We start from the raw sequence: 24,636 nt of genomic DNA on the forward strand, positions 1-24,636 counted from the left end.
CTCTCATTGAATTTCGGTCGTTTTGTGTTAGAACCGATACCACATGAGTTCTTCATCATGATAGGTACCATCGATTTTCAACGCCCGCGGTTCAATCGCGTACGATTCGAAGCCAAGCGACCGATACAAGGCTTTAGCGGCTTCATTCGTCCGAACGACCGAGAGATGAACCTGCTCGATCCAAGGACGTTCCTCTAATGCCCGTAATGCCTCTTGTACCAATTGCTGTCCGACCTGCTGTTTTCTGATGCTTGGAGTGACGTACATCGCAAATAAATTGGCTCGATGTCGCATCTTGTCCAGCTCGGAGCAGACAACGGTGACGACCCCAACGAGTTGCGCTTCATGAAAGGCACCGAACGTCGCTGCCTGTTCGCTCTGAAATCGCGTAGCATACTGGTCGACCGGTCGATCTTTTTCCGCTTCATAATCGGAGCCGAACGCTTCCGGGTGATTCTGTAATGCTTCTAATCGCAATGCTTTATAGAGTACTGCATCTTCTGGATTCAATCGACGGATTTCCAATCGCCCCACCTCCTGCCTTTAGTTTAAAACAAACAATCTCATGAAAAAGAGAACGACATCGTGAAATGTCATCCTCTTTTTTACATACTTAAGGTGTTCGGAAATTAATCGTGAAGTACGGTGCGTTGTCTCGGAATGCCACACCGACATCGGCTTGCTTGTACTCTTTTTTCAAAATATTTTCTCGGTGTCCTTGTGAATTCATTAGACCCCAATGCGCGGCAAAGACGTTCGGATACCCCATCGAGAGGTTTTCACCAGCATAGCTGAACGTGATTCCTCCGCGTTTCATCCGGTCGAACGGATCACGACCTTGTGGATCTGTATGCGAGAAGAAATTATGTTTCGCCATGTTTTCGCTGTGACCACGGGTGACCGGCTTCAATGCTGTGTACGGTGCTAACGGATTCAACTTATAATCAGCGCGTTCCCAGTTCATCAAGCGAAGCATCAGTTTCTCATCCGTCGTCCGTAGCGCATTTGACGATGTACCGTAGAAGCCTTTTTTCTTCGCTTCGACGTCTTTTGGAATCGCAAGTGTCGCTTTGACTTTATTGCCGTCATGTTGATCGAAGAAGTACGTCACATAGTTGCCTTTCTTCTCATAAACGGCGGCATGGTCCAGATTCAGCATGTAGTTTGTGTTGCCTTTACGATAGGATTTCACTGCAGTCCAACCCTTTTTCTTCAAAGAGGATTCCGTATCCTTATTCAATACTGCACCTTGTGTCGTCACACCGTTTTTGAAACGATATTTTCCGTAGTCCTTACCATCCTTCGTTAAGGCGACGAATTCTTCCGTTGAAGTCCGTCTGACTTCCCAGTCATATCCGGGATACTCACTGCTATATCGATCAATCAGCTTGCCGCCACTTTTCGGGTAATCGGCTTCTGCCTGTTCCATTGGAATGTTTTCGTAGCCGAAAAAGGCTACCGCTGCTACTCCGATGATCAACCATTTTTTCATGTCGTCGTTTCGCCTCCTTTAATCTCATTACCTTTATTTTAAAAGAAATTGTTTCCCCCGAACAGTCATTGACTCTCATTTGTCTAAATCACATCTTCTGTCCACAAACCTGACACATTTCATGAGAACGCTCTTCCTTTAGTGAAATGCTTTCTTTTAAACGATTCTTGAAAACATTTAGTACAGAGACTAAAGTATATTCCCCTTTTCTTAAAATGTGTGAACATTCTTTTATTTCATTCTCAGCGAATTTTGGTTGCTCTCCGAATCTTGACTCGGTATCATTAAAATTCGTAAGCCAAACTTTCAATGCTTTTCCAAATAACATAATGATATGAAGGAGCTGACCTATGGTTTTACTGTATTTCATTTATGAATCCATTGCCTTTTTACCCATTCAACAATACTTATTCTCCGGCTGGATGATCCTTGTCGCCTTGACTGTATCCTTTAGCTTAGCCAATGCCCACGAAGATGTTCGTCTCAATCAACGACTTGGATTTGAAATACTCGTTCCAGGTTCCGGTATGTTGCTCTCAAAACAATTCATTCCTGGTCTCGCTATCATTCTATTATTGATCATCATTCACTTCACGTATATGTTCCGTGCCATCCCGTTACCCGTTGCCTTAATTTCCACACTCTCGATCAGTACACTCTCACTTCTTTTACTCTTTATCCCAGCACGCAAAAAAGCGGACCGCTAAGTCCGCTTTTTTTGATTTTATTGGTATTTCGTTGTTTCAGCTAGTTTGTATTTGTTCGACAATTCAAGCCAGATCGTTTTGCCTTTGATTGTCTTCACTTGAATGTATGGACGCCCTTGTGACACGCGAAGTGCGAGCAATTCGCCTTGTTGATCGGCGTGTGTTTCACTGGCTTTATCCCAGTTGCGACCCAATTTACGTTCAATGAAGATGTGTTTTCCTTTTTGAACAGCACGCCAGATACCGACTTCTGCCGTTCCTTTGACCGGTACTGCCGTTTGTGCACCTTGAATCGAGATGATCGCTGGATCGTGGTCACTCGCGCTACCGTCTGCTTCCATGTAATCCGAGTTGATGTTGACGATATCCGATGATGTATACGACTTCAAGTTATTCGAAATTAAGATATGGTCGAGTACTTGCGCATTTCCGTTGTAGACGTACGAGTAACGCTCAGATTTCGGAAGATCATCGACTGTGTTCCAGAGATTTTTCCCTTTCAGGATGTCTAACGTTTCTGAGAACTGGAAGTCGTTGAGGTCACCAAGAACGACGACATTCGAATCTTTGACTTCCGTCTTCAATTCAGAAACGAAGTTTTGGACGATGTTCGCAATCGCATGACGCTGGACTTCACTCTTACGAACGACCGGTTGGTTTTTCCCGAAGTCAGCTCCATCGCCACCTTTTGAGTTGAAGTGGTTGACGATGACATGATATGAATCACCATTGAAGAGGAATTCCGCGACGAGCGGTTTCCGCGAACTCGCGAAGTTCGGATCCGTCGGCTGAATGCGACCCGGGTTTTTCGTCAGCTTGCCATTTTCAACTGCCACGGCTTCCGTCGCTCCACCTTTTTCTCCTGGTGCGAGTGATACACGCGCTGGATTGTAGAGGAACCCGACACGGATGTTTCCGCCTGGTTGCCCGCCGTCCTTTTTATCTTCTGGTGCGATGTCCGTATACGCATACCGGACACCTGTTTTTGCTTCGATCGCTGCGATTAATGTCTCAAATGATTTCGAAGCGTCGACTGTGCCGCTATCCGTTGCGCCGTCGTTATCCTGCATCTCTGTCAAACCAACGATGTCTGGTGTCTTCAGGAATGTCGCGATGCCTTCCGAGACACGATCAACTTTTCCAGCATCCGCTGTCGAAGCAAAGTTCTCGACGTTGTATGAAGCGACAGTCAGGCGTGATTCACCCGTTTCGATGTTCGTCGGTTGACGTTCCGCTTCGCTCGTAACGAGTTTCGGAAGGTCTGCTGCTTTTGCGAGTACTTTGTAAGCCGAATAGTTGTAGCTCATGACACCCTCAATCGTTCCATCGAATGTGTCTCCGGCTTTCGCACGATACGATGAACTTCCCATCTCCACGAACAAGCGCTCCGGATTGACGTTGTCCTTCGTCAGAATCGGTGTGCCACGTTTCGTGTAGACCTTGTTTGCGTCTGTTTGTGTACGAACTGGGATCGTCCGGTTCGCTTGTGGTCCTGTGACGATCGCGTTCGGTAAAGCAACACGCATGCCTTCTAAGCTTTCATATAAATCGATCGCATCTTCTTCCGGGTCAAACTGAGCGAAAGAATCGTTATCGACGACTTGAGTCGGAATCAAGACGCCTTTATCACCAAGGACGATGCTCGCTGGTAACCCTTCGTTGAGCGCACCCTTTACGAGATTGACCGTACTGATTTCCGTAACGGCTAGATCCGTATCGAATTTATCGCTGTATCCGCCAAGGATCCATTCCTTGACGTAACCTGTCGTCGCGACCTTTTGTCCAACGGCAGCACCGTGGTTTTTCGCGTAGACGAGAATACCTTCTGATGTCCGGCTGTCGTTATCCGGATTTGGATCCTGCATGTAGAAGTTGTTCGCATCAACGACATACGTGACGACACCCGTCGTCCGGACGAGTTGATCTGCGTATGGTGATGTGTGCGCGACGCCTTGGATACTGCTGATTTTAGTGATTGGTGGTGCGATGTAGTACTTGAATGTCGAGACAGCTGACGTTTTCCCGTCCTTGACAGCAACTGCTTGAATCGTCACTTCGTCATTGATCGTAATCGGTGATGTGTAAACCGGACTGTCAACAGTCGGTGTCGTACCATCAACTGTATAATGGATCGTTCCTTCACCTGACAGTGTCACTTGATCCCCACGCTCGACCTCACCGACTGGAGTAGTCGTTGGTGCAACGAGAATATCGCCGGCTTCCGTCTGATGGCTACCGAGATTCGTCAGTGTATCGACAGGAAAGCTCGTCCACTGTGATGGTTCATACGTCTTAACACCTGATGTAACACCTGATTTCCGAACAAGTGTCGTGTCTTTTGCGAAATCAACGGATGAACCGATCGGTCCGATGATATCAAGGACAACGTCGCCCTTTTTTAATGCAACCGGATCATTTCCGTTGAAGTTCAACGAACCCGTCGTCATTTGCGCTTTTGCTTTGATGTCTGCATTCGCACTTGAATTCGCGATAACGAATGTTTTACCTGGATCTACTTTCCCCGATAATGTGATTTTGGACTCAGATGGTCCACCGTTCGTGTATTGAACGAGTGTATAGTCTGCTAAATCAATGATTTGCCCCGATCCATTGTATAGCTCGATTGCCTTGTTGTTACTTGTTCCTTCTATGTATTCAGACAAGATGACGCCTTCGCCTTCTGCCCCGACAAGACCCGCTTGTGGAAGGATTCCTGCAGTCAATACTCCGGCCAATGCCCACTTTCCAAACGTACTGCCGTATTTCATGATGTGACCCCCTATTGAATTTTCTGACACTTCTTTATAATATCAGATTATATTCAAAAGAGTGTATATTTTTCGTAAAAAAAGATACCATCCTTCGTAAATGAAAGAAATGGTATCGCTTACAATATTTTATTGTTCGTCTTTGTGACTTTCGTACCATTTTTCAGCTTGTGATGTCGCAATCGGAATAGCGCGTCCCTCTTCATACCCTTCTTCTAACAAAGCGTTCGCGATCTCAATCGCTTTTTTTCGAAGCGGTGGATCAAAGTTCTTGAATGAATCCGGATAGTTGTTCTCATTCCATGGCATGTCGTCACCCCCTTCTTTCCGCTTTACCCGAAAAAAGGCATAAAAAAAACGCCTCATCAGCGTGTCGTTGTTTTTAGTTGTCATGAGAATCGAGGATTACAGGTGATCAAAACACCTGAAACGACGAAAGCCCTACCTCTCTTTCGTTGTTACGGCTCCTTGGCCGCGCCAGCTGAATCAAGCATTTTAGCGAGAATCGTGATGCGTCTGCAACGGACGCATGATACTGGGATTTTTAGAAATAGCTCGGGAATGAGCGGAAAAGTATCGATTGGAAGGTTTATCTTGCTGGGTCGACTTCTTCCCGTAGTATGAAGAAGGACAAAATAAAAGCGATGACTTATGTCTGACTCATTTGTCAGTAGCGGTCTAAAAATCCTGACCTGTCGATTTAATTGTATGATATGGATTGAAGATTCTCACATGAGTGATCATCCCCGATTCATGACTTATATTAATTTATCATACTTTCTTTTATAAAGTCAATCTTTCTTTTGGAAAATCGTTTTTCCTCGTCTTGGAATCAGAGTTGCACCTGCTACAAAAGCCGAGTATCGTGAAGAGGACTCATTACTATAGAAGAAACGAGGGAAATCCATCATGTCGAATCGACTTATCCATGAAACGAGTCCCTATCTATTGCAACATGCCCACCACCCTGTCGATTGGTACCCCTGGGGTGAGGATGCCTTCACTGCCGCGCGTGAGACTGGTAAGCCAATCTTTTTATCAATCGGGTATTCGACGTGCCACTGGTGCCATGTGCTGGCACACGAAAGTTTCGAAGATGAAGAAACGGCACGACTCTTAAATGAACGCTATATCTCGATCAAAGTCGACCGAGAAGAACGTCCCGACATCGATCATTTGTACATGACGGCTGCTCAAGTCATGAACGGACAAGGCGGCTGGCCGCTGAGCGTCTTCATGACAGCGGATCAACAGCCATTTTATATCGGCACGTATTTTCCAAAAACGCCTCAGTTCAATCGTCCGAGTTTTCGTCAAGTGACACTCCAGCTCAGCGAACAATTCCGCCGTTCACCGGAGAAAATCGCACAAGTCGGTCAGAATATGTCGCAGACGCTTCGCGACGTATTGCAGCCTGCGACGTCTACCCGTACTTGGGATGAATCGATCATTCATGACACTTTCGATCAAGCGATGCGACAATTTGATCGTCAACATGGCGGATTCGGAGAGGCACCGAAGTTCCCGTCGCCTGCCCTGCTCCGTTTCTTGCTCGATTATTATCAGTTAGCGGAAGACGAGACGGCACTTCATATGGTCATGCGATCGCTGATCGCGATGCGTGACGGCGGGATGATGGATCAAGTCGGCTACGGTCTTTTCCGCTACACGGTCGATGCCAAGTGGGAAATTCCTCATTTCGAGAAGATGCTCTATGACAATGCCTGGTTTGCGACCCTATGCATCGAAACGTATCAAGCATCGGGTCAAACTCGCTTCCGTCGCTACGCAGAAGAAGTGCTGACGTTTGTAGAACAGGAATTGACCGCACCGGACGGCACCTTTTATGCTGCACTGGATGCAGATAGCGAAGGGGGCGAAGGACATTTTTATACGTTCACGGAGCGTGAGCTCACCGACTTACTCGGGCCAAACGCGCTGTTCCCCCGCTTCTATCATGCTTCAGCATCGGGAAACTTTGAGGGACGGAACGTCTTTTACCGGACAGGACGAACACTCGAGGCATTCGCGCGTTCCATTCACTTATCGCTTGCTGAAACAGCGTCGCAACTCGAACACGAGCGCCAAATTCTTCTTCGTGCGCGAAATGAACGCATGCGTCCATTCCGTGATGATAAACGGTTGACATCGTGGAATGCGATGATGATCTCGACGTTCGCTAAAGCCGGTCGTGTGTTTGGCGAACCGCATTATACGCATGTCGCAACGCGTGCAATGACGTCCCTCGAACGATTCGTTCGTACCGAACAGCACCTTGCTGTCCATTACCGCGATGGACAAGCGACCGGTCACGGTTTCCTCGATGACTATGCGTACATGATTGATGCACATCTTGAACTATTCCAGTCTACACACCACGCTCTCCATCTAAAGGAAGCTTTAGCTTTCGCAGATGTGCTGCAGGACCAGTTCCAGACAGCAGATGGTTATTTTTATCTGACGTCGTCACGCTCCGACAAACTACTTGTTCGTCCACTCGATCTGTATGATGGCGTCACACCTGCCGGAAATAGCATTGCCTTGAACGCCCTTTTCACGCTCAGTCGTCTTACTGGTCGTCTCGTTTACCAAGAGAGTGCTGAACGGGCTCTCGCAACTTTAATAGAGGAAGTCGAGCAACAACCGACTGGATTCGCCTCACTTGTCAGTACCTTCACCTACCGGCAGATGGAACCGAAGGAATTGATTATCTTGCTTCCGGAAGAAGTAGACATCCCGCTCGAAATCAAGCAACTGCAACAGTTACGCTTACCGGAAGTTGCTTTGTTGATCGGTACGAAGCGCGACCTTCTTCCGCACGTCCCACTGCTTGCGGAGTATCCAGAACCAGACGCACCAACGGCTTATCTCTGTCATGATTTTTCCTGCGAACGTCCGACGACGCGTTTAACGGAAATCCTCGCACGTCTCCATATCTAACCATATCCCCTCTTGTTTAAAAAAACAGGAGGGTTTTTCAAAAAACCAGACCCCTTTTTTCAAAATTATTCAATCTTTTGTTCATAAAAATCCGATATTGTCGATAGTAAGGATAGGCAATAGATTTTACAACTTAGACTTAGACATCCTAGAAGCCGATTCCGTCCATCCGGACGAATATCTACTAGGAGGAAAGATACTTTGAACACGACATCATTCTCGAAGACCTTGAAGGTGTTCGCAAGCTTTCTCATCGTTTTTAGCATCGTTTTGACATCTCTTCCGATGGCTGAAGCAGCAACGACGAAAGCGACGACCTACCGTCTGTCTACCGATAGTTATCTGTACGATAAGACGGCATCTTCTCGGAAACGCTTGTTGACGATCAAGACCGGAACTGTCGTTTCATCTACGTATGCTTCTGGCTCGTTCAGAAGGGTCACATATGCTGGAAAAACGGGATATGTCGCGTCGAAATACCTCACGCTGTATGAAAAGAAACAAACCGTTTCAGGACAGCGCTACCTCGTCCTCAAAAAGACACCGATCAAAAAGACAGCAGTGGATACTGCAACGACGATCGGCACGTTGAACGAAGAGGATGTGTACTACACGTCACAACGTGTGACGAATCCATATGGCGAGACATGGTACCGCGTCAAATATGACGGCAAGACAGGCTATGTCGCAGCTGGCGCAAAAGCGGTCGCGTATAAAAAGGTGACGAACACGATGTTAAAAACGATCGATGCTTACATCTTGCGTCAGTACGCTGGAACAGGTTATCCCAAAGTTCAGACCATTCCATCTGGAAAAGACGTCAAAGTCGTCGGTCGGATCGAAAAATGGGTCAGTATCCAGTACGATGGGAAGACAGGCTACATGCATCAAGATGCGTTCGCCTCTTCTGAAAAGCAAAATGTGACATTAATTCCACAAACACGGTATCAGACAAAAAGTGTGACACCACTTTACAGTCAAGCCGAGGCAAAACAAAGTCTAGCGAGTCTACCAAAAGGTACGGTCGTCACCTCGAATGCTAAGACGGCAATCTATCATCAAGTCACATATGCCGGAAAGACAGGGTATGTCTTATCCGCTACGTTGGCAGAATACACAGAAAAAACAAAGCTTCCGTCTTCACGCTTCTTGTTGACATCACCACTCGTCATCAAAACGACACCTGCTGCGAATGGAGAAGCACTTGCGACACTGAGTGCCGGAAACGTCTATTATACGAAAACACGTGTGACGAATCCGCTCGGCGAAACATGGCATCAAGTATCGAAGGAAGGTAAAATCGGATTCGTACCAGCCAATCAAGGGACAGCGATTGCATACGAAACTGAATCAAACCTCTCTTTAAAAACGACGGCATCGACGGCGATTCGTTCGTATGCTGGTCCATCGTATGCAACAGTACAAACGATTCCGAGCAATACCGTCATCAAAATTTCTGGACGGATCGGGAATTGGTACCGTGTCAGTTATAACGGTAAAACGGGATATGCCGCATCAAACACGTTTACGACACTTGCGACGAAACAAACGATTTCAGGCGCCCGCTTCGAACTGGAAAACACGGTTTCCATCAAATCTTCACCCGACGCACAAGCATCGACACTTGCAACACTGCAGAGCGGTGACATCTATTACACGACACAGCTCGTCACGTCAAACGGACAGCAATGGCATCGTGTCAGTAAGGATGGAAAGACGGGCTACATTCCTGTCAACCAAGGCAAGAGTGTGCAGTACCAATCGGACAGGATCGTCATGCAGACGACGGCTTCGACTCCACTTCGCTCGTATGCCGGAAACACTTACGCGACCGTTAAAACGATTCCTTCTGGTACAAGCATTACTGTCACTGGAATGATCGATGACTGGTATCGTGTGACGTACAGCGGGAAGACGGGTTATATCGCTTCACGTTACGCCAAGGAAAAAGTCATGACGCAATCGATTCCTTCTTCTTATTATCGCCTTGAACGTACCGTCGAAGTGAAAGCATCGCACCATGCGACAGCAGAAACCGTCGTTCGCCTTTCTTCTGGAGACGTCTACACGACGAATCAAGTCGTCACGAATGGTCATTCCGAGCAATGGCATCGCCTGACAGTCGATGGGAAGACCGGCTACGTTCAAATCAATCAAGGTTCACCGGTCACCTATGAGAGCGTTAATAACCACCGCTATCAAGCAACGACGGATACGACACTCCAGTCGGATGCCGGTTCAGCCTATGCGACAGTGACGAAGCTACCAAAAGCAGCCGTCGTTCAAGTAACAGGCAGTCTCGATCAGTGGTTAAAGATCAGCTACGCTGGGAAAAATGGCTATGTCTTAAAATCAACACTGACACCGTATACCGAAACGAAAAAGATCACAGGTGCACGCTTCTTGGCGAATGAATCGCTCGTCGTCAAACAAGCACCGGACGATCAAGCATCGAATGTCACGACACTCGCGTTCGGAAATGTCTATTACACTTCTGCTTTGATCACGTCGTACACGAACACGTCGTGGCATAAAGTAACGATCGACGGGAAAACGGGTTATATCCGTACCGGACAAAATACGTCATCGATCAAATATGAATCAAAGGACAAAATGTATGTACGGGCAACATCAGACGCTGCCTTACGGTCTTACGTTGGTAGCTCCTATAATGTCATCAAGACGATTCCGAAAAACCTCGTCGTTACTGTCTCCGGTCAAATCGGTGATTGGTATAAGATTTCTTATGATGGAAAAAGTGGGTACGCGTATAAGGGGGCGTTCGTGACGACTTCTTCGAAATTAAACGTCTATAACTCTGTCGCGACACCGTATACGTTCGATACCTTCATCAGCGCCCAGATGAAACTGAACCCACCACCACAAACGGATATCTATAAAGATAAATTGATGTATGTCAGTACGGGTTACGTCCGTCTCGGCGGCGCACTTGATCCAGTCAATGGAACAATTGCGACTGTCACAGCGACGACACCACTTAACATCCGCTCTGGTGCTTCGACGGCGAGTCACGTCTACGGTCAGTTCCAACCTGGTCGAATGATTCGCGTCTATCAATCAGTCAGTGGCTTCTATACGACAAAGCCACGTGTCTACACGAGTGCGACAAGTGGTTACTCAACGATCCAATGGTTGAATGCACTGGAAACGGACGTCCGTGATGTTGCCGATCCACTGAAAGTCGACCGCAACTCTTCTGCCTTCTATCAGTTCCTCGATCTCTCGAAAACGACAGGAGCATCGGCTGCGACACTCGATGGAATGTTGGCCAAAGTTACCGAAGGTAAAGGCATCTTCAATAAGTGCAGCAACGGTAGTTGTGGTCAAGCCTTTATCGATGCCGGTCAAAAATACAGCGTCAACGAAGCTTACTTGATCTCACACGCTTTACTTGAGACAGGCAATGGACAATCGACACTCGCAATGGGTGTGACATGGAATGGACGTAAAGTCTATAACATGTATGGAATCGGTGCGTATGATTATGATGCGATCAACACCGGCGCTGCTTATGCCTATAAAATGGGCTGGTTTACACCAGAAGCGGCAATCGTCGGTGGTGCTGAATTCATCAGCACGAAGTACATCCATAATGAATACGGACAAAACACGCTCTACAAGATGCGTTGGAGTCCGATGCGTCCTGGTAGCCATCAATACGCAACAGACATGGGATGGGCCGTTAAGCAAACGTCTCGGATCTATTCACTCTATCAACAGATGGATAGCTACACAGCTGTCTTTGATATTCCAGTCTTCGCTCGTTAAGGAGACGATGAACCAACGTCTTTAAATCAATGAATGTGTTTCAACATCAAAAAAAGGAAAGACCGTTCTGGTGATCCCACCGGAACGGTCTTTCCTTTTTCATTAGTAGCGAACGAGCAGGATCATCCTCAACTCCTGCAGGAAAAGAAAGCGCGCTCGACGCTTTCGACAGGGATAGGTAAGACCCGGTAGACCGCATGAAATGCGAGGATGTCGCAGCTTACCTCCCGCCTGCGGAAAGGGAGGATGACCAACTGACTCGTTCGTCTTATGAAACGATAGACTGATGATGTTGCGAAGAAAACCCCTGCATTTACGCGGAAGGGCTCCCCTAGCGTTCCATGTCATCGGCGACGATTTGGATATCGATTCCGCGGACATGACGCATGATTTCATTGATGATCGATCCGCGTCGGATTTCCTGCCAGCGGGTCCGCGCGGATTGACCGAGGACGATTTGCGTGATGCGATGATGTTTGGCAGCGGCGGTAATCGCTTGAGCAATCGAACGTTCGCCTTGAATCCGGATCAGCACTTCTGTTCCGAACAAGGCACCACTCTCCCGCACCATCGCAAGCACTTCCTTCTGTTTCGCATTCAATTGATTTTCCGCTGCCGGTAAAATCGTCAGAACATACAGTTCCGCCTTTAATCGACTTGCCATGCGAAATCCGCGATAGATCAACTTTCTCGCGTTATCATTAAGCTGGATGCAGACGAGAATCCGTTCCTGTAACGTCGCTGGGTCTTTTTCAATCAACAAACGTGATTGATAGACTTGATCGTCGACTTCGTCCGCGACTTGTCGTAACGATAACTCCCGTAAGCTCGCGAGATTCTGAAGCGAGAAGAACGAATTCAGACTCTGTTCAATCTTTTCTTTCTTGTAGATTTTCCCTTGCTCGAGTCTCTCCCGTAACGTTTGCGGCGTCACGTCGACGAGTAAGATTTCATCGGCCTCTCCGAGAAATGGATCCGGGATTCGCTCCCGGACCTCGACACCTGTCACTTCTTTGACTTTAAAGAGTAAGCTTTCGAAGTGCTGGATGTTGACGGCCGAGTAAACGTTGATCCCGGCGTCAAGGAGTGCCGCGACATCTTGATAGCGTTTTTTCCGTTCTGATCCGGGAGCATTCGTATGCGCCAGTTCATCGATCAGGACAATATCCGGGTGACGGGCAATGATCGCGTCCACGTTCACCTCAGGAAACACTTTCTCTTTATAGACGACTTCAAGGAACGGGACTTGTTCGAGCTGGCCGACCATCTCCGCCGTCTCTTTTCGACCGTGCGTCTCGATCAGACCGATGACGACATCCTTGCCTTCAAGCGTCAAGGTTCGTGCATCAGCAAGCATCTTATACGTTTTTCCGACACCGGGAGCTGAGCCGATATAAAGCTTCAGCTTTCCCCGTGTCATGATTTGCTCCGATCAAGTGCTAGGTTCAAAAGGAGGACATTGACGTAATCATGCGTCCCGGCTTCTTTCGTGATTAGCTTGCGTACCTCGTCATGCGATAGGTCGCGTGCGGTTGCGATACGCTTCGCTTGATCCAAAGCATAAGCGACTGAGATATGCGGATCGAAACCAGAACCGGATGTCACGAGGGCATCGTCCGGAAGCGAAGCGCCGTCCTCTCGATTCTGTTTCTGCAATGCCGCTATCTTCGTACCAAGCTCCGGGTTCGATGCTGCCAAGTTATCCCCAGCAGATGATCCCGCTAATTGATCGACCGCTGATGGGCGTCCGTGAAAATACTGTTTCGACGTGAACGGTTGGGCAATCAATTCCGATCCAATGAATTTTCCGTTTTCCTGTACGAGTGAACCGGCTGCTTTATCCGGTACAAGAATCTGACCGAACAGCGTCAACAAGGCGGGAAAGACGATCCCGCATAATGCTGTGATGAAGATCGTCACACGAATGGCTTGTTTCATGATTCGTTTTCTCCTTAAAGGATGCTTGCAAGCAAGACATCGATGATTTTAATCCCAATGAACGGTACGATGACACCGCCAAGACCGTAGATGAGTAAGTTACGTCCGAGCAATTGATCGGCTGTCATCGGTTTATACGAGACACCTTTCATCGCGAGCGGGATCAGCATCGGGATGATGATCGCGTTGAAGATTAGAGCCGACAAAATTGCTGTCGTCGGGGAATCGAGTCGCATGATGTTGAGTACTTCCATCTGCGGAATCGCGACCATGAACATCGCCGGGATGATCGCAAAATATTTCGCGACATCGTTTGCAATCGAGAACGTCGTCAACGCTCCCCGTGTCATCAAGAGCTGCTTTCCGATTTCGACGACTTCGATGATCTTCGTTGGGTTCGAATCAAGATCAATCATGTTCGCTGCTTCTTTCGCAGCTTGTGTCCCACTGTTCATCGCTAGACCTACGTCCGCTTGAGCGAGTGCTGGTGCATCATTCGTACCGTCCCCTGTCATGGCGACGAGGTGACCAGCTGCTTGTTCTTGCTGAATGACACGAATTTTATCTTCCGGTTTACATTCGGCGACGAAGTCATCAACGCCTGCTTCGCGAGCGATCGTTGCTGCCGTCAACGGGTTGTCGCCGGTACACATGATCGTTTTGATCCCCATCTCACGCAACCGATCAAACCGTTCCCGCATTCCTGGTTTGACGGTGTCTTTCAAGTAAATGACTCCAAGAATCGTCGCATCCATCGCAACGACAAGTGGGGTTCCACCTAAGCGTGAGACGGAATCGATCGTTTCTTGCAAATCATTCGGAATCGTTCCACCTTGTTCTGTCACCCATTCTTGGATCGCTTGTCCCGCTCCTTTACGCACCCGGCGACCATCCGTCAAATCAAGACCTGACATCCGTGTTTCCGCGCGAAACGGAATGATTTCTGCGCCATCTAACCACTGGCGCTCGACTGGCATGTCTCGTAGTTCTGCGAGTTCTAAGACGGATCGTCCTTCTGGTGTCTCATCGGCTAACGAAGCGATGATCGCCCCTTCGAATGCTTGCTCGGAAGAGCGTCCACCGACAGGCGTGATTTCCGACGCCATCCGGTTCCCGAACGTGATCGTTCCCGTTTTATCTAAGATGATCGTTTGGATATCCCCTGCTGCTTCGACCGCCTTCCCGCTCATCGCGATGACGTTAAAACGGGTGACACGGTCCATCCCGGCGATGCCGATCGCGGACAGCAAGCCACCGATCGTCGTCGGAATCAAACAGACGAGCAAAGCGATCAAGATTGGACCAGAAAGATTGAATCCAAGATAGTTCGTAAAGACTGGTAACGTCATGACGACGAGTAAGAAAATCAATGTCAAGCTCGTCAATAGTGTTGATAAAGCGAGCTCGTTCGGTGTCTTTTGACGGCTTGCGCCTTCGACGAGCGCGATCATCTGATCGAGGAACGATTCCCCTGGATTACTCGTGATCCGGATTTCAATCTCATCACTAACGACGAGTGTTCCACCGATGACCGATGAGAAATCACCGCCCGCTTCCTTGATGACTGGTGCCGATTCCCCTGTGATCGCCGATTCATCAATCGAAGCAAGACCTTTGATGATCTCACCGTCACCTGGTACATATTCACCGGCCCGGACGAAGACGATGTCGCCTTTCCGGAGTGTCGCGGACGAGACACTCTCAATCAATTGTCCGACACGTTTACGTGCCATGACGTCCGCTTTCGACGCTTTTAGCGAGTCTGCTTGTGCTTTCCCGCGTCCTTCGGCGATCGATTCTGCGAAGTTCGCGAACAAGACCGTCAAGAAGAGTATGATGCTGACCGTCAAGTTAAAACCACGCATCTCATCAATGAAGATCGTATAGCCGATTGCGAGCAAACAACCGATCCAGACGACGAACATGATTGGTTGTTTGATCATGTTGACGGGATTCATTTTTTTTAAGGCATCAATTGTCGCCTGGCGGACAATCGAGCCGTTGATTGCTGATTTGGATTGGTGTTCCGGCTGCCCATTCGGTTGGTGTTCGTCGGACGTCGGATGCATGATACGTTCCATCATATGCTTTTATCTCCTGTTCACATCGTCAGCCAGTCCGCGACCGGTCCAAGTACGAGCACTGGCAAGAATGTCAATGCACCGACGAGTACGACCGTACCGAGGAAGACTGTTCCGAAGAGTGGTGTGTCTGTTTTGAATGAAAACTCATCTTGCGGCACGGATGGCTTCGCCTTCAGCGAACCAACGATCGCAAGCATTAAAATCAATGGGATGTAACGTCCGAAAAATAACGCAAACGATGTCGAGACGTTCCAGTAGACATTCGCGTCCCCGAGCCCTTCAAATCCAGAACCATTATTGGCTGTCGCCGACGTGAATTCGTACAAGACTTGTGATAGCCCGTGATAGCCTGGATTCGAGATGCCAGCGACGCCTGGTGCAACGTACATGGAGATTGCCGTTCCGACGAGAATCAAGAATGGTGGCACGAGAAGTGCGATAGCGATCATCTTCACTTCGAACGTCTCGATTTTCTTACCAAGGAACGTTGGTGTCCGACCGATCAAGAGACCTGTCAGGAAGACTGCAACGAAAGCATAAAGCAAGACATTCAAGAATCCAGCGCCGGCACCGCCGTACACGACGTTCAGCATCATGTTGCCGAGCTGAATCAAACCAGCAAGCGGATGAAGCGAGTCATGCATCGCGTTGACGGCACCCGTCTCGGCTGCTGTCGTAATCGAGCTGTAGAGCGCTGTACCGACTTGACCGAAGCGTAATTCCTGACCGTGCGCGGTCGGGTTCGCAAATAAGCTACCTGCCATGCCGAATGTCATCATGACGAACAAAATCGTCATGACGCCAAGGAAAAGACGTCCTTGTTTCGCAGAACCGATGATTTTTCCATACGCGACAGGAAGTGACATCGGAATCAATAACATTAAGAACATCTGGATGAAGTTGACGAACTGATTCGGGTTCTCAAACGGATGTGCTCCGTTTGCTCCGAAGAAACCACCGCCGTTGTTACCAAGCTGTTTGATGACCTCAAACGCTGCGACCGGTCCACGGTAAATCAACTGCTTCGCCCCTTCAAGCGTCGTGACGCTGATTGCGCCACTAAACGTCTGTGGTACGCCGAGTAAAATCATCAACATCCCGAAGAACAATGAAATCGGAAGCAGGATGCGGAAGATGAAGCGAACGAAGTCGGCGTAGAAGTTACCGAGCGGTTTATTCGCAAGACCACGGATGACAGCGATACAGACCGTGAATGCCATCGTCGGTGCAACGAATAACATCGTTCCGAGGACGAACGTTTGTGAGAGATACGATAAAGCTTCACCCGAATAGTGTTGTTGATCGGTGTTCGTCATGAAGCTGATCGTCGTATGGAGCGCTGTCGACCAGTCAAGATTAGCGGCGCCGTTCGGATTGAGCGGTAGACTTCCTTGAAAGCGAAGCAACAAATACCCACCGATGAAAAACAGTAGATTGACGACTAATAGACTTTTTGAATAGCCGACCCACGATTGATCTTGTTTCTTTTCATCGACACCGAGTAACGATAGAAGGCGTCGTTCGACCTTACCGATTGTATCGACCCGACGATCTGCGATTGGTGCAAAGTACATCCCGATGTAGCGACCGAGCAAGACCGCTGCACAAAGTGCAATGACGAGTAGGATCCAAAATTGGATCAGGAATTGAGTCCACATGTTTTTCTTTTCTCCCTATGCGATTAGAATTTTTCTGGATAGATCAGACAATAACCGAGATACAAAAAGACGAGACATCCCATTGCTAGTAAAAACCACGTCATTTCCGGTCACCTGCTCTCCACTGGACACGTTCGATCAGTCGAATCATTCCGAACGTCGTACCGAAGAAGAAGACGAGCAGTACGATACTCCATAGTTCTCCCATTATGAAATTACCTCCCATATTATTCAATATTTTTACAATTAAGCACGACAAAAAGACGATGTGAGGCGAAAAACGGCCCCAGCATCGCCTTTATAACTTGGCATACTGAAAAAGAGTCGTTCCCTCCTAAAAACGCCTGCGAGGTTAGCTGTCGGATTCGGGCATACCTAGGATTTCGCCCTACCTTTCCCGTTCGGAAAGGATTCACCCCGTGTCACGTGTCGTGACGATTGGGTCCCCCGCTTCAATCATGAATTCGGCGTACTTTGAGATCGAAGCATTAACATGTTAGTGTTCGTTGATGAGATGGATATTACTCCGATTTTTTAAGGATGTAAATAGAAAAAATGAAAAAAAAATAGTCTGATTTTTTAATGACTTACTTTCGAAAAATAGTGTTTTTTGACTCTATGCTATAGAAGAAAAAAAACCACAGAAATCGATTCTTTCATCTAAAATGGAGGAGCTCCTTTTTAGATCGAATCGCTCTGCGGTTTCATAAGCAAATCAGAATTATGATTGCTGATTCATTTTGGCATGGACCGTCAAAGGAGCTAGCATCGTCACCCATAGGGCAACCACTCCAGAAACAAGAATCACAATATCGCGTTCGAATCCAAGCGTCAGTAAGGTAATACAACTTCCGACGAGGACGAGACAAAGCGTCGCGATCATGACGAACCGCGATTGTTTCAACATTTTTCTCATGTGGCATCTCTCCTTTCCTTCCATATTCCTTTTCATCGTAACAAAGATTGACATCAAATGCGTCGTTGATACTTGATTGTGATGTTTCTGTCATCACGCAAGTAATGATAGCAGACGACAGGAAAACGGATTTGTTACACTAGAGAAGTACTTAAAAAGGGGGAATTGATATGTTACAAGATCATTCATTTCAACGCGTCGACGGAACGTCGGCATCCTTAAGTGACTACCCAGCTCAAGCATGGCTGATCGTTAATACAGCCAGTAAATGCGGCTTGACGCCACAGTTCGAAGGACTGGAACAATTGCATCAAGACTATCGTTCGCAAGGATTGACCGTACTTGGTTTCCCATGTAATCAGTTCGCGAACCAAGACCCCGGAACGGACGAGGAGATTCAGTCGTTCTGCCAAGTCAACTACGGCGTGACGTTCCCCGTTTTCTCAAAAATCGATGTCAACGGTGAGCAAGCACATCCGTTATTCGAAGAACTGAAAGCACAAGCACCGACGACGGACGGTACAACAGACATCGAGTGGAATTTCACGAAATTCCTCGTGACTCGTGATGGAGAAGTGACGCGGTTCTCTCCAAAAACGAATCCAACGGATTTGACGGCAGCGATCGAACGATTGCTCGTTCAAGTCTAAAAGGTAAGCTTCCCTCCTTCTCCCTTGAAGGAACGGAAGCTTATTTTTATGTTGTCCCCGGCTCAAGGTGACGACTGATCATCTCTTCCGCCAATCGTTTGACATCATCGATATCGCGCATTTCCGTGAACGGATGCCCCCAGACGATCAGCTCTTCGATTTCTTCAATCGGTTGCGTCGTGTATCGTGTACCATCGGCGACGAACTCTTGCGCAATCGTCGATTCAAAGGCAGCATACTTTAGGAGCCACGGTTTCTCACTCAAGATTTTGTGGGCATGCTTCACCTGCTTGAACGTCACATCGCCGACGAGGACGACGGGATCGAATCGTTCATGGAGAGGATGCGTATATTGAACAGAGATCAGTAATCCATGTTGGTTCGTTTTTTCCTGTTGTCGGACATACGTCCGCGTTAGGAAATGTGGAACGAGTGACTCAGCACTCTCTTTCGTCTGATGGATGCTCAAACCATGTTCCGTTTGGACGACATCCGGTAGGACTGGTTCGTATCCACGGTTCGCTAATTGTTGATCGAGCTCTTTGAATAACAGCAAAGTATGTTCGACAAGCGCTCGGACTTGGCGAAACGATAATTGGATCGATTGATTGATCATAGGATGACCTACTTTCTCTAAAAGTATGGCAATATACAGTTATTTACCCAAACTTTTCCGACTTCATCCCTGTTTCAGTGAAAGTTCCTCGAGCCATTTACGTGTTTGCTCCTGTAGGCGCGTTTTCGTCTGTTCCGGGTCGAGTGTGATCGGCTGATCGACATGAATCGATCGACAATCAAGTGCCTGCGGGATGTTTTCTTCGACGATTCCTGCAAGGATCAGACAAGGAACGCCAGCTGTTCTCGCCATCCGCGTGACCTCACCTGGCAACTTACCGATTTGGCTTTGACGGTCGACCCGTCCTTCCCCTGTCCAGACATAATCCGCTTGTTGCATCCGCTCTGCTACACGAAGGTGTTGCAAGATCGTCGATGCGCCCGGAACGATCCGTCCACCAAGCGCATACACGGCTCCACCGAGTCCGCCGGCTGCCCCTGCTCCTTTGACGCCCTCTAATCCAAGTAACTTTCCGATCTGTTCGAGTCGTTGATCGAGTTTTGTGATGTCATCCGCAAGTAGCCCTTTTTGTGGACCAAACAGATAAGCCGGACCATCTAGACCATGATAGGGAGCTGTCACATCTACGAGGGCTTCCAGCTGAACCGGATACGTTGAACAATGAATGGTCTGCGTCTCAAGTAATGGATTCGTATGGAACAAAATCGGCTTACCCGAGGCATCTTGAAGACGACAACCGACTTCCGCGAGTAATCCAAGTCCCCCATCCGTCGTACCTGTCCCCCCTAACGCCAGTCGGATACGTGTTATTCCTTGATCGCGTAACTGTTCCATCAAACGCCCGACACCACGCGTATTCACTCGAACAGGATCATCTCCGCTTTGTCGCATCGGCAGTCCACAAATACGCGCGACTTCGATGACGGCGTCTGAATCTTTTACGGCATACTGTACTTCACACGGACGACCTGCTAGATCAATCGTCACGGCCGTCTTTTCCTCATATCCAAGCGCGAGATAGACTTCAATCGTTCCTTCCCCACCGTCCGCGACAGGTGAGGAATCGATGATCGCAGTTAGTTCATGTGCCAGTATTCCAGAAGCGACGGCTTCTGCTGCCTCCTTCGAAGAAATACTACCTTTGAACGCATCCATTAAAATCAAGTGACGTGCCATCTGTAAGCTCTCCCTTCAAAAATCTCATATCAAGTTTTGATTGCGTTTCCAATTAATGTTACGATGATACTAATTTCAAATTACCATTACCTTATCTGACATTTCATTTTACATACACAGGAGGTCTTATCCCATGGAACGCTGTTCGTTATGTGGAACACCACTTCGTCAACACGATACGACTTGTTCGCATTGCCAACATCCTGTTATCAAGAAAGAACAACTCGCCGAACCACCCACTTCGTCCACTTCACGGACTTGGCTCATCAGTACCTGCCTTTTGCTCTTTCTCGTCGGAGGAGCCGGTTTCCTGTGGTATTCGCTACAAGATCCCGTTTCCCCTGAAGCGGGTCAGACACCCAGCGTCGAAGCACTCGCGCTTTCGGAATGGTCCGATGAACAAACAGCGTACAATCAAACGTACTCGAAAGACCGTCCTCCAACGTCCTATGATGTCCTTCGCTTCGTCCGTCAATATACTCGGACGATTCCGGAGCTTGCGACATTCTCGAAGAAATACGATTCCATCGAGACGTTTTCTGCGATCCAGTTCACGACTTTGAACGTCTTTGAATCAGAGTTCAAGCATCTCCATCGTATAACGAATGCCGTTGATGCCCCTGTCGCTCCAAGTGTTCTCGCCGTGACATTCCAAAAATTCACGTCAAAGGGAGTTACGTATCATTTACGTACACAAGAAACGTACCAAATTGCGACAGCAAACGGTTCAGAGCCTGTGACGTACCGCGTCCATTATCGTCTGAAAGTACATACGGATCATCTTCAAATCATTGATGTCAATCGAACGGAGGTGACTTCATGAAACGAGTGCTCCTTTGTCTGCCTCTTTGTCTTTTGATGGCGTGTTCGCCAGAAACATCTAGGATTCAAGAACAGCTCGAGCAGCAAACCTACACCCGTGCCGTTGAACGATCGGAACAAGATATCGATGAACCGGCTGCTCGGCTGATGGTTCAGCTTGAACGACAGCTTGCTGGTTATCAACTGCGTGATGTCTTAAAAACAGCGGAAGCAATCGAACGTCTTCAACTCACAACGGATCATCCTGTTCGAAAAAGGGCAGAAGCCATTGCCCTCAGTGCAAAAGAGATGTTGCAGCAAGTCAAACAGTTCGAAGGTACGTATGAAGTCGAACGAAGTATACTCGAAGACGAGCCGTTCGACGGAACCGGACGTATTCATGTGTCTTTTGACGAGCAGGACACATTCATCGCGATGATTCGCTTTGAGCAGTTCGGTCTCCCGGACGCACTGCGAAACGACGAAGAGATCATTCGTTTTGAACCGGATTTATCTGCTCGTATCAACTTATCCGAAGGACAAGTCAGTTACCGCTTCGCCCGCTCGACACTTCGTGTGACGTTCGAAGGACCGAGCGGTAAGCGGATTTATCAACTCAAACAACTATCAAAGAAGTAAATGCTAAAATGCCGCTCCACTCTGAGAGAATCTCCTCGAGTGAAGCGGCATTTTTGACGATTCCTACTCAGCGCGCAGCTTGAACGTGTTCATACACCTGTTGGCATAATTCATGTGTCGCGAGGCTATCAGACGCTACGACCGATTCGGAATGTTCCCCTTTGATCGTCCGAAGGAACGCGTCTAACATATCGACGAACCCGCGTCGCTTTAACGTCGCTTCCCAGTTATCGAGCGGATACCGGAGCGTCCCTTGCTTCGTCAATTGATCGAGTGTCGTCACGTCGGTTGCGACCCGTTTTTCTTCCGGTCCCATCACTTCGACGCGTTCTTCCGTCATACCGTTATCGCGGTTCATGACACCGATTGCCGTGATGCCGTTTGAGACGAATTGAATCGTCACGTGATGTAGCCCGCTTTCGTCTTGCTTACTCTTGACGTGTAAGTCTTCAATCTCACCACGTCCCGTCAAAAAGCGAAGCGTGTCCGCGACATGGATGAAATCATCGAACAGAAATGGCTTGGCGTCTTCGATGAACGACGTCCGATTCTTTTGCATGAGGACGAGATTCGGATCGTTCACTTCAAGTAAGCGCTGGTGTGCTGACGCAAAGCGACGATTGAATCCCGTGATGAACGGTAACTGCTTCTCTTCCGATAGACGAGTCAGTTCACGAATTTCTTCAATTTCCATCGAGACTGGTTTATCAACGTAGACGGCGATTCCTGCTTCTAGCGCTTGTCGCGCTTGCTCGGCATGGACGACGGTCGCTGAATGGATCATGACCGCGTCGATTCCTTCCTGTACAGCATCAGTAAACGTCGCGTATGTCCCCGCAAAGCGATAGTCTGCTTGCAATCGTTTTGCTTTCTCTTCATCTCGTGAAATCAAATATACCTCGATATCAGATCGTTCAGCATAGACCGGTAAATAGGCTTTTTGAGCGATATCCCCTAAGCCAATGACGGCTAATTTCATATGAACTCCTCCTTTTCCACTGTTGCTTATATTCCCTATGATACGTTAATTGACACGAAAAGATGAGAAACAGCCCTTTACAGGCATCAAATTCCTTTTTTTGAAAAGAAGTGAATTTCCTTTTTTTGTTTTATGATAAAACCATATTTGAACAAGGAGGGAATGAGTTTTTATGAAGCGCTTGCTCCGTACTAGTCTTACGCTCTTATTATTGTTCGCTTTGTGTCTTCCCGCCATTCCGGCTCAGGCAGCCAGTTACCAAGTCGTCGTCACTTCGACGATTGGAGCGAACATCCGCTCGAAGCCGAGTACCGCCTCGTCCGCAACGATTGTAAGACGTGCTGCGTACAAGGCAAAATTCACAGCCGTCTCGTATACGAATGGCTGGTACAAGATCAAGGACGGAGGTACATATCGTTATCTATCGAACCAGGTCGCTCAAAAAGTATCAAGTAGCTCAGTGAAGACGTACAAAATCGTCGTCTACTCGAAAGCTGGAGCGAACGTCCGAACATCCCCAAGCACGGCATCGTCAAAGAATATCAAGCGACTCGCACCTTACAACTCGAAGTTCAATGCGGTTTCGTATTCGAACGGTTGGTATAAGGTCAAAGGTACGACCAATTACTACTATGTGTCGAACCAAGTCGCTAGAAAAGTGACGACGAGCAGTCCAAAACCATCGAGTGGTAGTTATCCTGTTGCGTCGATGCGGTATTTTAAGCTTGGATCGTCAAGTTATCAATTGACGAAAGAAAGTTTCGTTCGCCGTTACCCAGCGAGTACAACGAAACTATTGACGGGGATCGTCGCTTATGACGAAGCAGCGCGTAAAGGCACACTCGATCAAACGTTCACCCTGACGTCTGCGATGTTATCTGTCCCTGCTGGCAGTAGCGTAGCGGGTTTCCGTGTTGGCGACAAAGTGACGATGCGCCAACTCTTGAACGGGATGCTGATCCGCTCTGGCAACGATGCAGCAAAAGCGATCGCCGTCCGGACAGCAGGTTCTGAATCGAAGTTCGTCTCGTACATGAATAACCGCGCCCGTTCAATCGGGATGAGTGCGAGCCATTTCATGAACCCACACGGCTTCTATCATCCAAGTCATTACACGACAGCTGCTGATATGCAAAAACTCGCGAATACATATGCGAAGTACAGCACGCTCATGACGATCAGTGGACGCAAGTCGTATCAGACGACCGTTAAAGGACCGTATGCACGGACATTGACGTGGTATCATACGAATACGTCGCTTCCAGGAGATACACGTGTTTATGCGAGCAAGACTGGTTACACACCGGAATCTGGTTACACACGTGTCTTCTTCATCAAAAAAGGATCGACACGATATGGTCTCGTCACACTGAAAGGAACGTTGTCCCAAACCGAGACGACACTTCGCTCCGTCTTAAATCAATAATCGACTCATCAACAGTCTGGTTTTCCGTTTCGGGAGCCAGACTGTTTTCTTTTTCCTTCAAATTATACTTGCGCTGAAAACGAATTCATCTTAGAG

General features: G+C 48.1%; 21 protein-coding genes and 1 riboswitch. Of the genes, 7 read left to right on the forward strand and 14 right to left on the reverse strand.

The genetic code is table 11. The annotated features are described in order from the left end of the window. Positions 1–27 precede the first annotated feature (27 nt). The 3 genes from Q7C19_RS09925 to Q7C19_RS09935 form a co-directional block, all read right to left on the reverse strand. Positions 28–525, reverse strand: a complete 498-nt coding sequence (locus Q7C19_RS09925; protein WP_056063206.1) for a GNAT family N-acetyltransferase — start codon at positions 523–525, stop codon at positions 28–30. 88 nt (positions 526–613) lie between these two features. Further along, complete coding sequence (locus tag Q7C19_RS09930; RefSeq protein ID WP_290752658.1) at positions 614–1,492, reverse strand: CAP domain-containing protein; 879 nt, start codon at positions 1,490–1,492, stop codon at positions 614–616. Between the two features lie 88 nt (positions 1,493–1,580). Beyond that, positions 1,581–1,862: a hypothetical protein gene (locus Q7C19_RS09935; protein ID WP_035410324.1), complete on the reverse strand. Its 282-nt coding sequence runs from the start codon at positions 1,860–1,862 to the stop codon at positions 1,581–1,583. Here Q7C19_RS09935 and Q7C19_RS09940 point away from each other — a divergent pair. Continuing rightward, positions 1,843–2,199, forward strand: coding sequence for a hypothetical protein (locus tag Q7C19_RS09940; RefSeq protein WP_035410328.1), 357 nt, complete (start codon positions 1,843–1,845; stop codon positions 2,197–2,199). The two genes, Q7C19_RS09935 and Q7C19_RS09940, sit on opposite strands and share 20 nt — an antisense overlap. 17 nt (positions 2,200–2,216) lie before the next feature. On the opposite strand, the gene Q7C19_RS09945 is transcribed toward Q7C19_RS09940, so the two are convergent. Both Q7C19_RS09945 and Q7C19_RS09950 read right to left on the reverse strand, forming a co-directional pair. Further along, a complete protein-coding gene (locus tag Q7C19_RS09945; RefSeq protein WP_375092029.1) occupies positions 2,217–4,967 on the reverse strand; it encodes an FN3 associated domain-containing protein in 2,751 nt (916 codons plus the stop codon). 129 nt (positions 4,968–5,096) lie between these two features. Continuing rightward, positions 5,097–5,276: a DUF2188 domain-containing protein gene (locus Q7C19_RS09950; protein ID WP_035410333.1), complete on the reverse strand. Its 180-nt coding sequence runs from the start codon at positions 5,274–5,276 to the stop codon at positions 5,097–5,099. 600 nt (positions 5,277–5,876) lie between these two features. On the opposite strand from Q7C19_RS09950, the gene Q7C19_RS09955 reads away from it, so the two are divergent. Together Q7C19_RS09955 and Q7C19_RS09960 are read left to right on the forward strand one after the other, a co-directional pair. Further along, a complete protein-coding gene (locus tag Q7C19_RS09955; protein ID WP_375092030.1) occupies positions 5,877–7,907 on the forward strand; it encodes a thioredoxin domain-containing protein in 2,031 nt (676 codons plus the stop codon). A gap of 201 nt (positions 7,908–8,108) precedes the next feature. Beyond that, complete coding sequence (locus tag Q7C19_RS09960) at positions 8,109–11,696, forward strand: SH3 domain-containing protein (RefSeq protein WP_375092031.1); 3,588 nt, start codon at positions 8,109–8,111, stop codon at positions 11,694–11,696. A gap of 331 nt (positions 11,697–12,027) precedes the next feature. Here Q7C19_RS09960 and Q7C19_RS09965 read toward each other — a convergent pair whose 3' ends face one another. The 6 genes from Q7C19_RS09965 to Q7C19_RS09990 all read right to left on the reverse strand — a co-directional run bounded on the left by Q7C19_RS09965 (position 12,028) and on the right by Q7C19_RS09990 (position 18,292). Further along, positions 12,028–13,116: a universal stress protein gene (locus tag Q7C19_RS09965; protein ID WP_375092032.1), complete on the reverse strand. Its 1,089-nt coding sequence runs from the start codon at positions 13,114–13,116 to the stop codon at positions 12,028–12,030. Next, on the reverse strand, positions 13,113–13,634 hold the full coding sequence (gene kdpC, locus Q7C19_RS09970) for a K(+)-transporting ATPase subunit C (RefSeq protein WP_290752674.1): 522 nt from the start codon (positions 13,632–13,634) through the stop codon (positions 13,113–13,115). Before kdpC ends, Q7C19_RS09965 begins: the two co-directional genes overlap by 4 nt. A 14-nt stretch (positions 13,635–13,648) precedes the next feature. Beyond that, entirely contained in the window at positions 13,649–15,715 is a 2,067-nt protein-coding gene (gene kdpB, locus Q7C19_RS09975; protein ID WP_375092153.1) for a potassium-transporting ATPase subunit KdpB, read from the reverse strand. Between the two features lie 20 nt (positions 15,716–15,735). Then, positions 15,736–17,376 carry a potassium-transporting ATPase subunit KdpA gene (kdpA, locus tag Q7C19_RS09980; protein ID WP_375092033.1) on the reverse strand — a complete coding sequence of 547 codons (1,641 nt, stop codon included), beginning with the start codon at positions 17,374–17,376 and terminating at the stop codon, positions 15,736–15,738. Between the two features lie 23 nt (positions 17,377–17,399). Continuing rightward, entirely contained in the window at positions 17,400–17,480 is an 81-nt protein-coding gene (locus Q7C19_RS09985; RefSeq protein WP_081780413.1) for a potassium-transporting ATPase subunit F, read from the reverse strand. A gap of 222 nt (positions 17,481–17,702) precedes the next feature. Next, positions 17,703–17,856: riboswitch (cyclic di-AMP (ydaO/yuaA leader) on the reverse strand. A gap of 241 nt (positions 17,857–18,097) precedes the next feature. Further along, positions 18,098–18,292, reverse strand: a complete 195-nt coding sequence (locus tag Q7C19_RS09990) for a hypothetical protein (protein ID WP_023469379.1) — start codon at positions 18,290–18,292, stop codon at positions 18,098–18,100. Positions 18,293–18,462: 170 nt separating this feature from the next. Here Q7C19_RS09990 and Q7C19_RS09995 point away from each other — a divergent pair, with 170 nt between their 5' ends. Continuing rightward, positions 18,463–18,942, forward strand: a complete 480-nt coding sequence (locus tag Q7C19_RS09995; RefSeq protein ID WP_035410348.1) for a glutathione peroxidase — start codon at positions 18,463–18,465, stop codon at positions 18,940–18,942. A gap of 46 nt (positions 18,943–18,988) precedes the next feature. On the opposite strand, the gene Q7C19_RS10000 is transcribed toward Q7C19_RS09995, so the two are convergent. Beyond that, the gene (locus Q7C19_RS10000) at positions 18,989–19,558 is read right to left on the reverse strand and encodes a hypothetical protein (protein WP_290784492.1); all 570 of its coding nucleotides are present in this window, start codon (positions 19,556–19,558) and stop codon (positions 18,989–18,991) included. A 63-nt stretch (positions 19,559–19,621) separates the two neighbouring features. After that, a complete protein-coding gene (locus Q7C19_RS10005) occupies positions 19,622–20,695 on the reverse strand; it encodes a glycerate kinase (protein WP_375092034.1) in 1,074 nt (357 codons plus the stop codon). Positions 20,696–20,828: 133 nt separating this feature from the next. On the opposite strand from Q7C19_RS10005, the gene Q7C19_RS10010 reads away from it, so the two are divergent. Both Q7C19_RS10010 and Q7C19_RS10015 read left to right on the forward strand, forming a co-directional pair. Continuing rightward, entirely contained in the window at positions 20,829–21,518 is a 690-nt protein-coding gene (locus Q7C19_RS10010; protein ID WP_375092035.1) for a hypothetical protein, read from the forward strand. Next, positions 21,515–22,135, forward strand: a complete 621-nt coding sequence (locus Q7C19_RS10015; protein ID WP_375092036.1) for a hypothetical protein — start codon at positions 21,515–21,517, stop codon at positions 22,133–22,135. The genes Q7C19_RS10010 and Q7C19_RS10015 overlap by 4 nt, the downstream gene beginning before the upstream one ends. A 67-nt stretch (positions 22,136–22,202) precedes the next feature. Here the strand turns inward: Q7C19_RS10015 and Q7C19_RS10020 are convergent, their stop codons facing one another. Next, positions 22,203–23,114: a Gfo/Idh/MocA family protein gene (locus Q7C19_RS10020; protein ID WP_035410358.1), complete on the reverse strand. Its 912-nt coding sequence runs from the start codon at positions 23,112–23,114 to the stop codon at positions 22,203–22,205. A 172-nt stretch (positions 23,115–23,286) separates the two neighbouring features. On the opposite strand from Q7C19_RS10020, the gene Q7C19_RS10025 reads away from it, so the two are divergent. Then, entirely contained in the window at positions 23,287–24,540 is a 1,254-nt protein-coding gene (locus Q7C19_RS10025) for an SH3 domain-containing protein (RefSeq protein ID WP_290774658.1), read from the forward strand. Positions 24,541–24,636 lie beyond the last annotated feature (96 nt).

This window comes from Exiguobacterium sp. PHA03 (genome assembly GCF_041945985.1).
In the GTDB taxonomy this organism is placed as follows: Bacteria; Bacillota; Bacilli; order Exiguobacteriales; family Exiguobacteriaceae; genus Exiguobacterium_A.

What these genes read in the sequence shown, in the direction of transcription:
- Q7C19_RS10020 (WP_035410358.1), bottom strand. Translation starts at nt 23,114, where the DNA reads ATGAAATTAGCCGTCATTGGCTTAGGGGATATCGCTCAAAAAGCCTAT.
- Q7C19_RS09935 (WP_035410324.1), bottom strand. Translation starts at nt 1,862, where the DNA reads ATGAAATACAGTAAAACCATAGGTCAGCTCCTTCATATCATTATGTTA.
- Q7C19_RS10005 (WP_375092034.1), bottom strand. Translation starts at nt 20,695, where the DNA reads ATGGCACGTCACTTGATTTTAATGGATGCGTTCAAAGGTAGTATTTCT.
- Q7C19_RS09955 (WP_375092030.1), top strand. Translation starts at nt 5,877, where the DNA reads ATGTCGAATCGACTTATCCATGAAACGAGTCCCTATCTATTGCAACAT.
- Q7C19_RS09985 (WP_081780413.1), bottom strand. Translation starts at nt 17,480, where the DNA reads ATGACGTGGTTTTTACTAGCAATGGGATGTCTCGTCTTTTTGTATCTC.
- Q7C19_RS09995 (WP_035410348.1), top strand. Translation starts at nt 18,463, where the DNA reads ATGTTACAAGATCATTCATTTCAACGCGTCGACGGAACGTCGGCATCC.
- kdpC (WP_290752674.1), bottom strand. Translation starts at nt 13,634, where the DNA reads ATGAAACAAGCCATTCGTGTGACGATCTTCATCACAGCATTATGCGGG.
- Q7C19_RS10000 (WP_290784492.1), bottom strand. Translation starts at nt 19,558, where the DNA reads ATGATCAATCAATCGATCCAATTATCGTTTCGCCAAGTCCGAGCGCTT.
- Q7C19_RS09950 (WP_035410333.1), bottom strand. Translation starts at nt 5,276, where the DNA reads ATGCCATGGAATGAGAACAACTATCCGGATTCATTCAAGAACTTTGAT.
- kdpB (WP_375092153.1), bottom strand. Translation starts at nt 15,715, where the DNA reads ATGGAACGTATCATGCATCCGACGTCCGACGAACACCAACCGAATGGG.
- Q7C19_RS09930 (WP_290752658.1), bottom strand. Translation starts at nt 1,492, where the DNA reads ATGAAAAAATGGTTGATCATCGGAGTAGCAGCGGTAGCCTTTTTCGGC.
- Q7C19_RS10025 (WP_290774658.1), top strand. Translation starts at nt 23,287, where the DNA reads ATGAAGCGCTTGCTCCGTACTAGTCTTACGCTCTTATTATTGTTCGCT.
- Q7C19_RS09940 (WP_035410328.1), top strand. Translation starts at nt 1,843, where the DNA reads ATGGTTTTACTGTATTTCATTTATGAATCCATTGCCTTTTTACCCATT.
- Q7C19_RS10010 (WP_375092035.1), top strand. Translation starts at nt 20,829, where the DNA reads ATGGAACGCTGTTCGTTATGTGGAACACCACTTCGTCAACACGATACG.
- Q7C19_RS09990 (WP_023469379.1), bottom strand. Translation starts at nt 18,292, where the DNA reads ATGAGAAAAATGTTGAAACAATCGCGGTTCGTCATGATCGCGACGCTT.
- Q7C19_RS10015 (WP_375092036.1), top strand. Translation starts at nt 21,515, where the DNA reads ATGAAACGAGTGCTCCTTTGTCTGCCTCTTTGTCTTTTGATGGCGTGT.
- Q7C19_RS09965 (WP_375092032.1), bottom strand. Translation starts at nt 13,116, where the DNA reads ATGACACGGGGAAAGCTGAAGCTTTATATCGGCTCAGCTCCCGGTGTC.
- kdpA (WP_375092033.1), bottom strand. Translation starts at nt 17,376, where the DNA reads ATGTGGACTCAATTCCTGATCCAATTTTGGATCCTACTCGTCATTGCA.
- Q7C19_RS09945 (WP_375092029.1), bottom strand. Translation starts at nt 4,967, where the DNA reads ATGAAATACGGCAGTACGTTTGGAAAGTGGGCATTGGCCGGAGTATTG.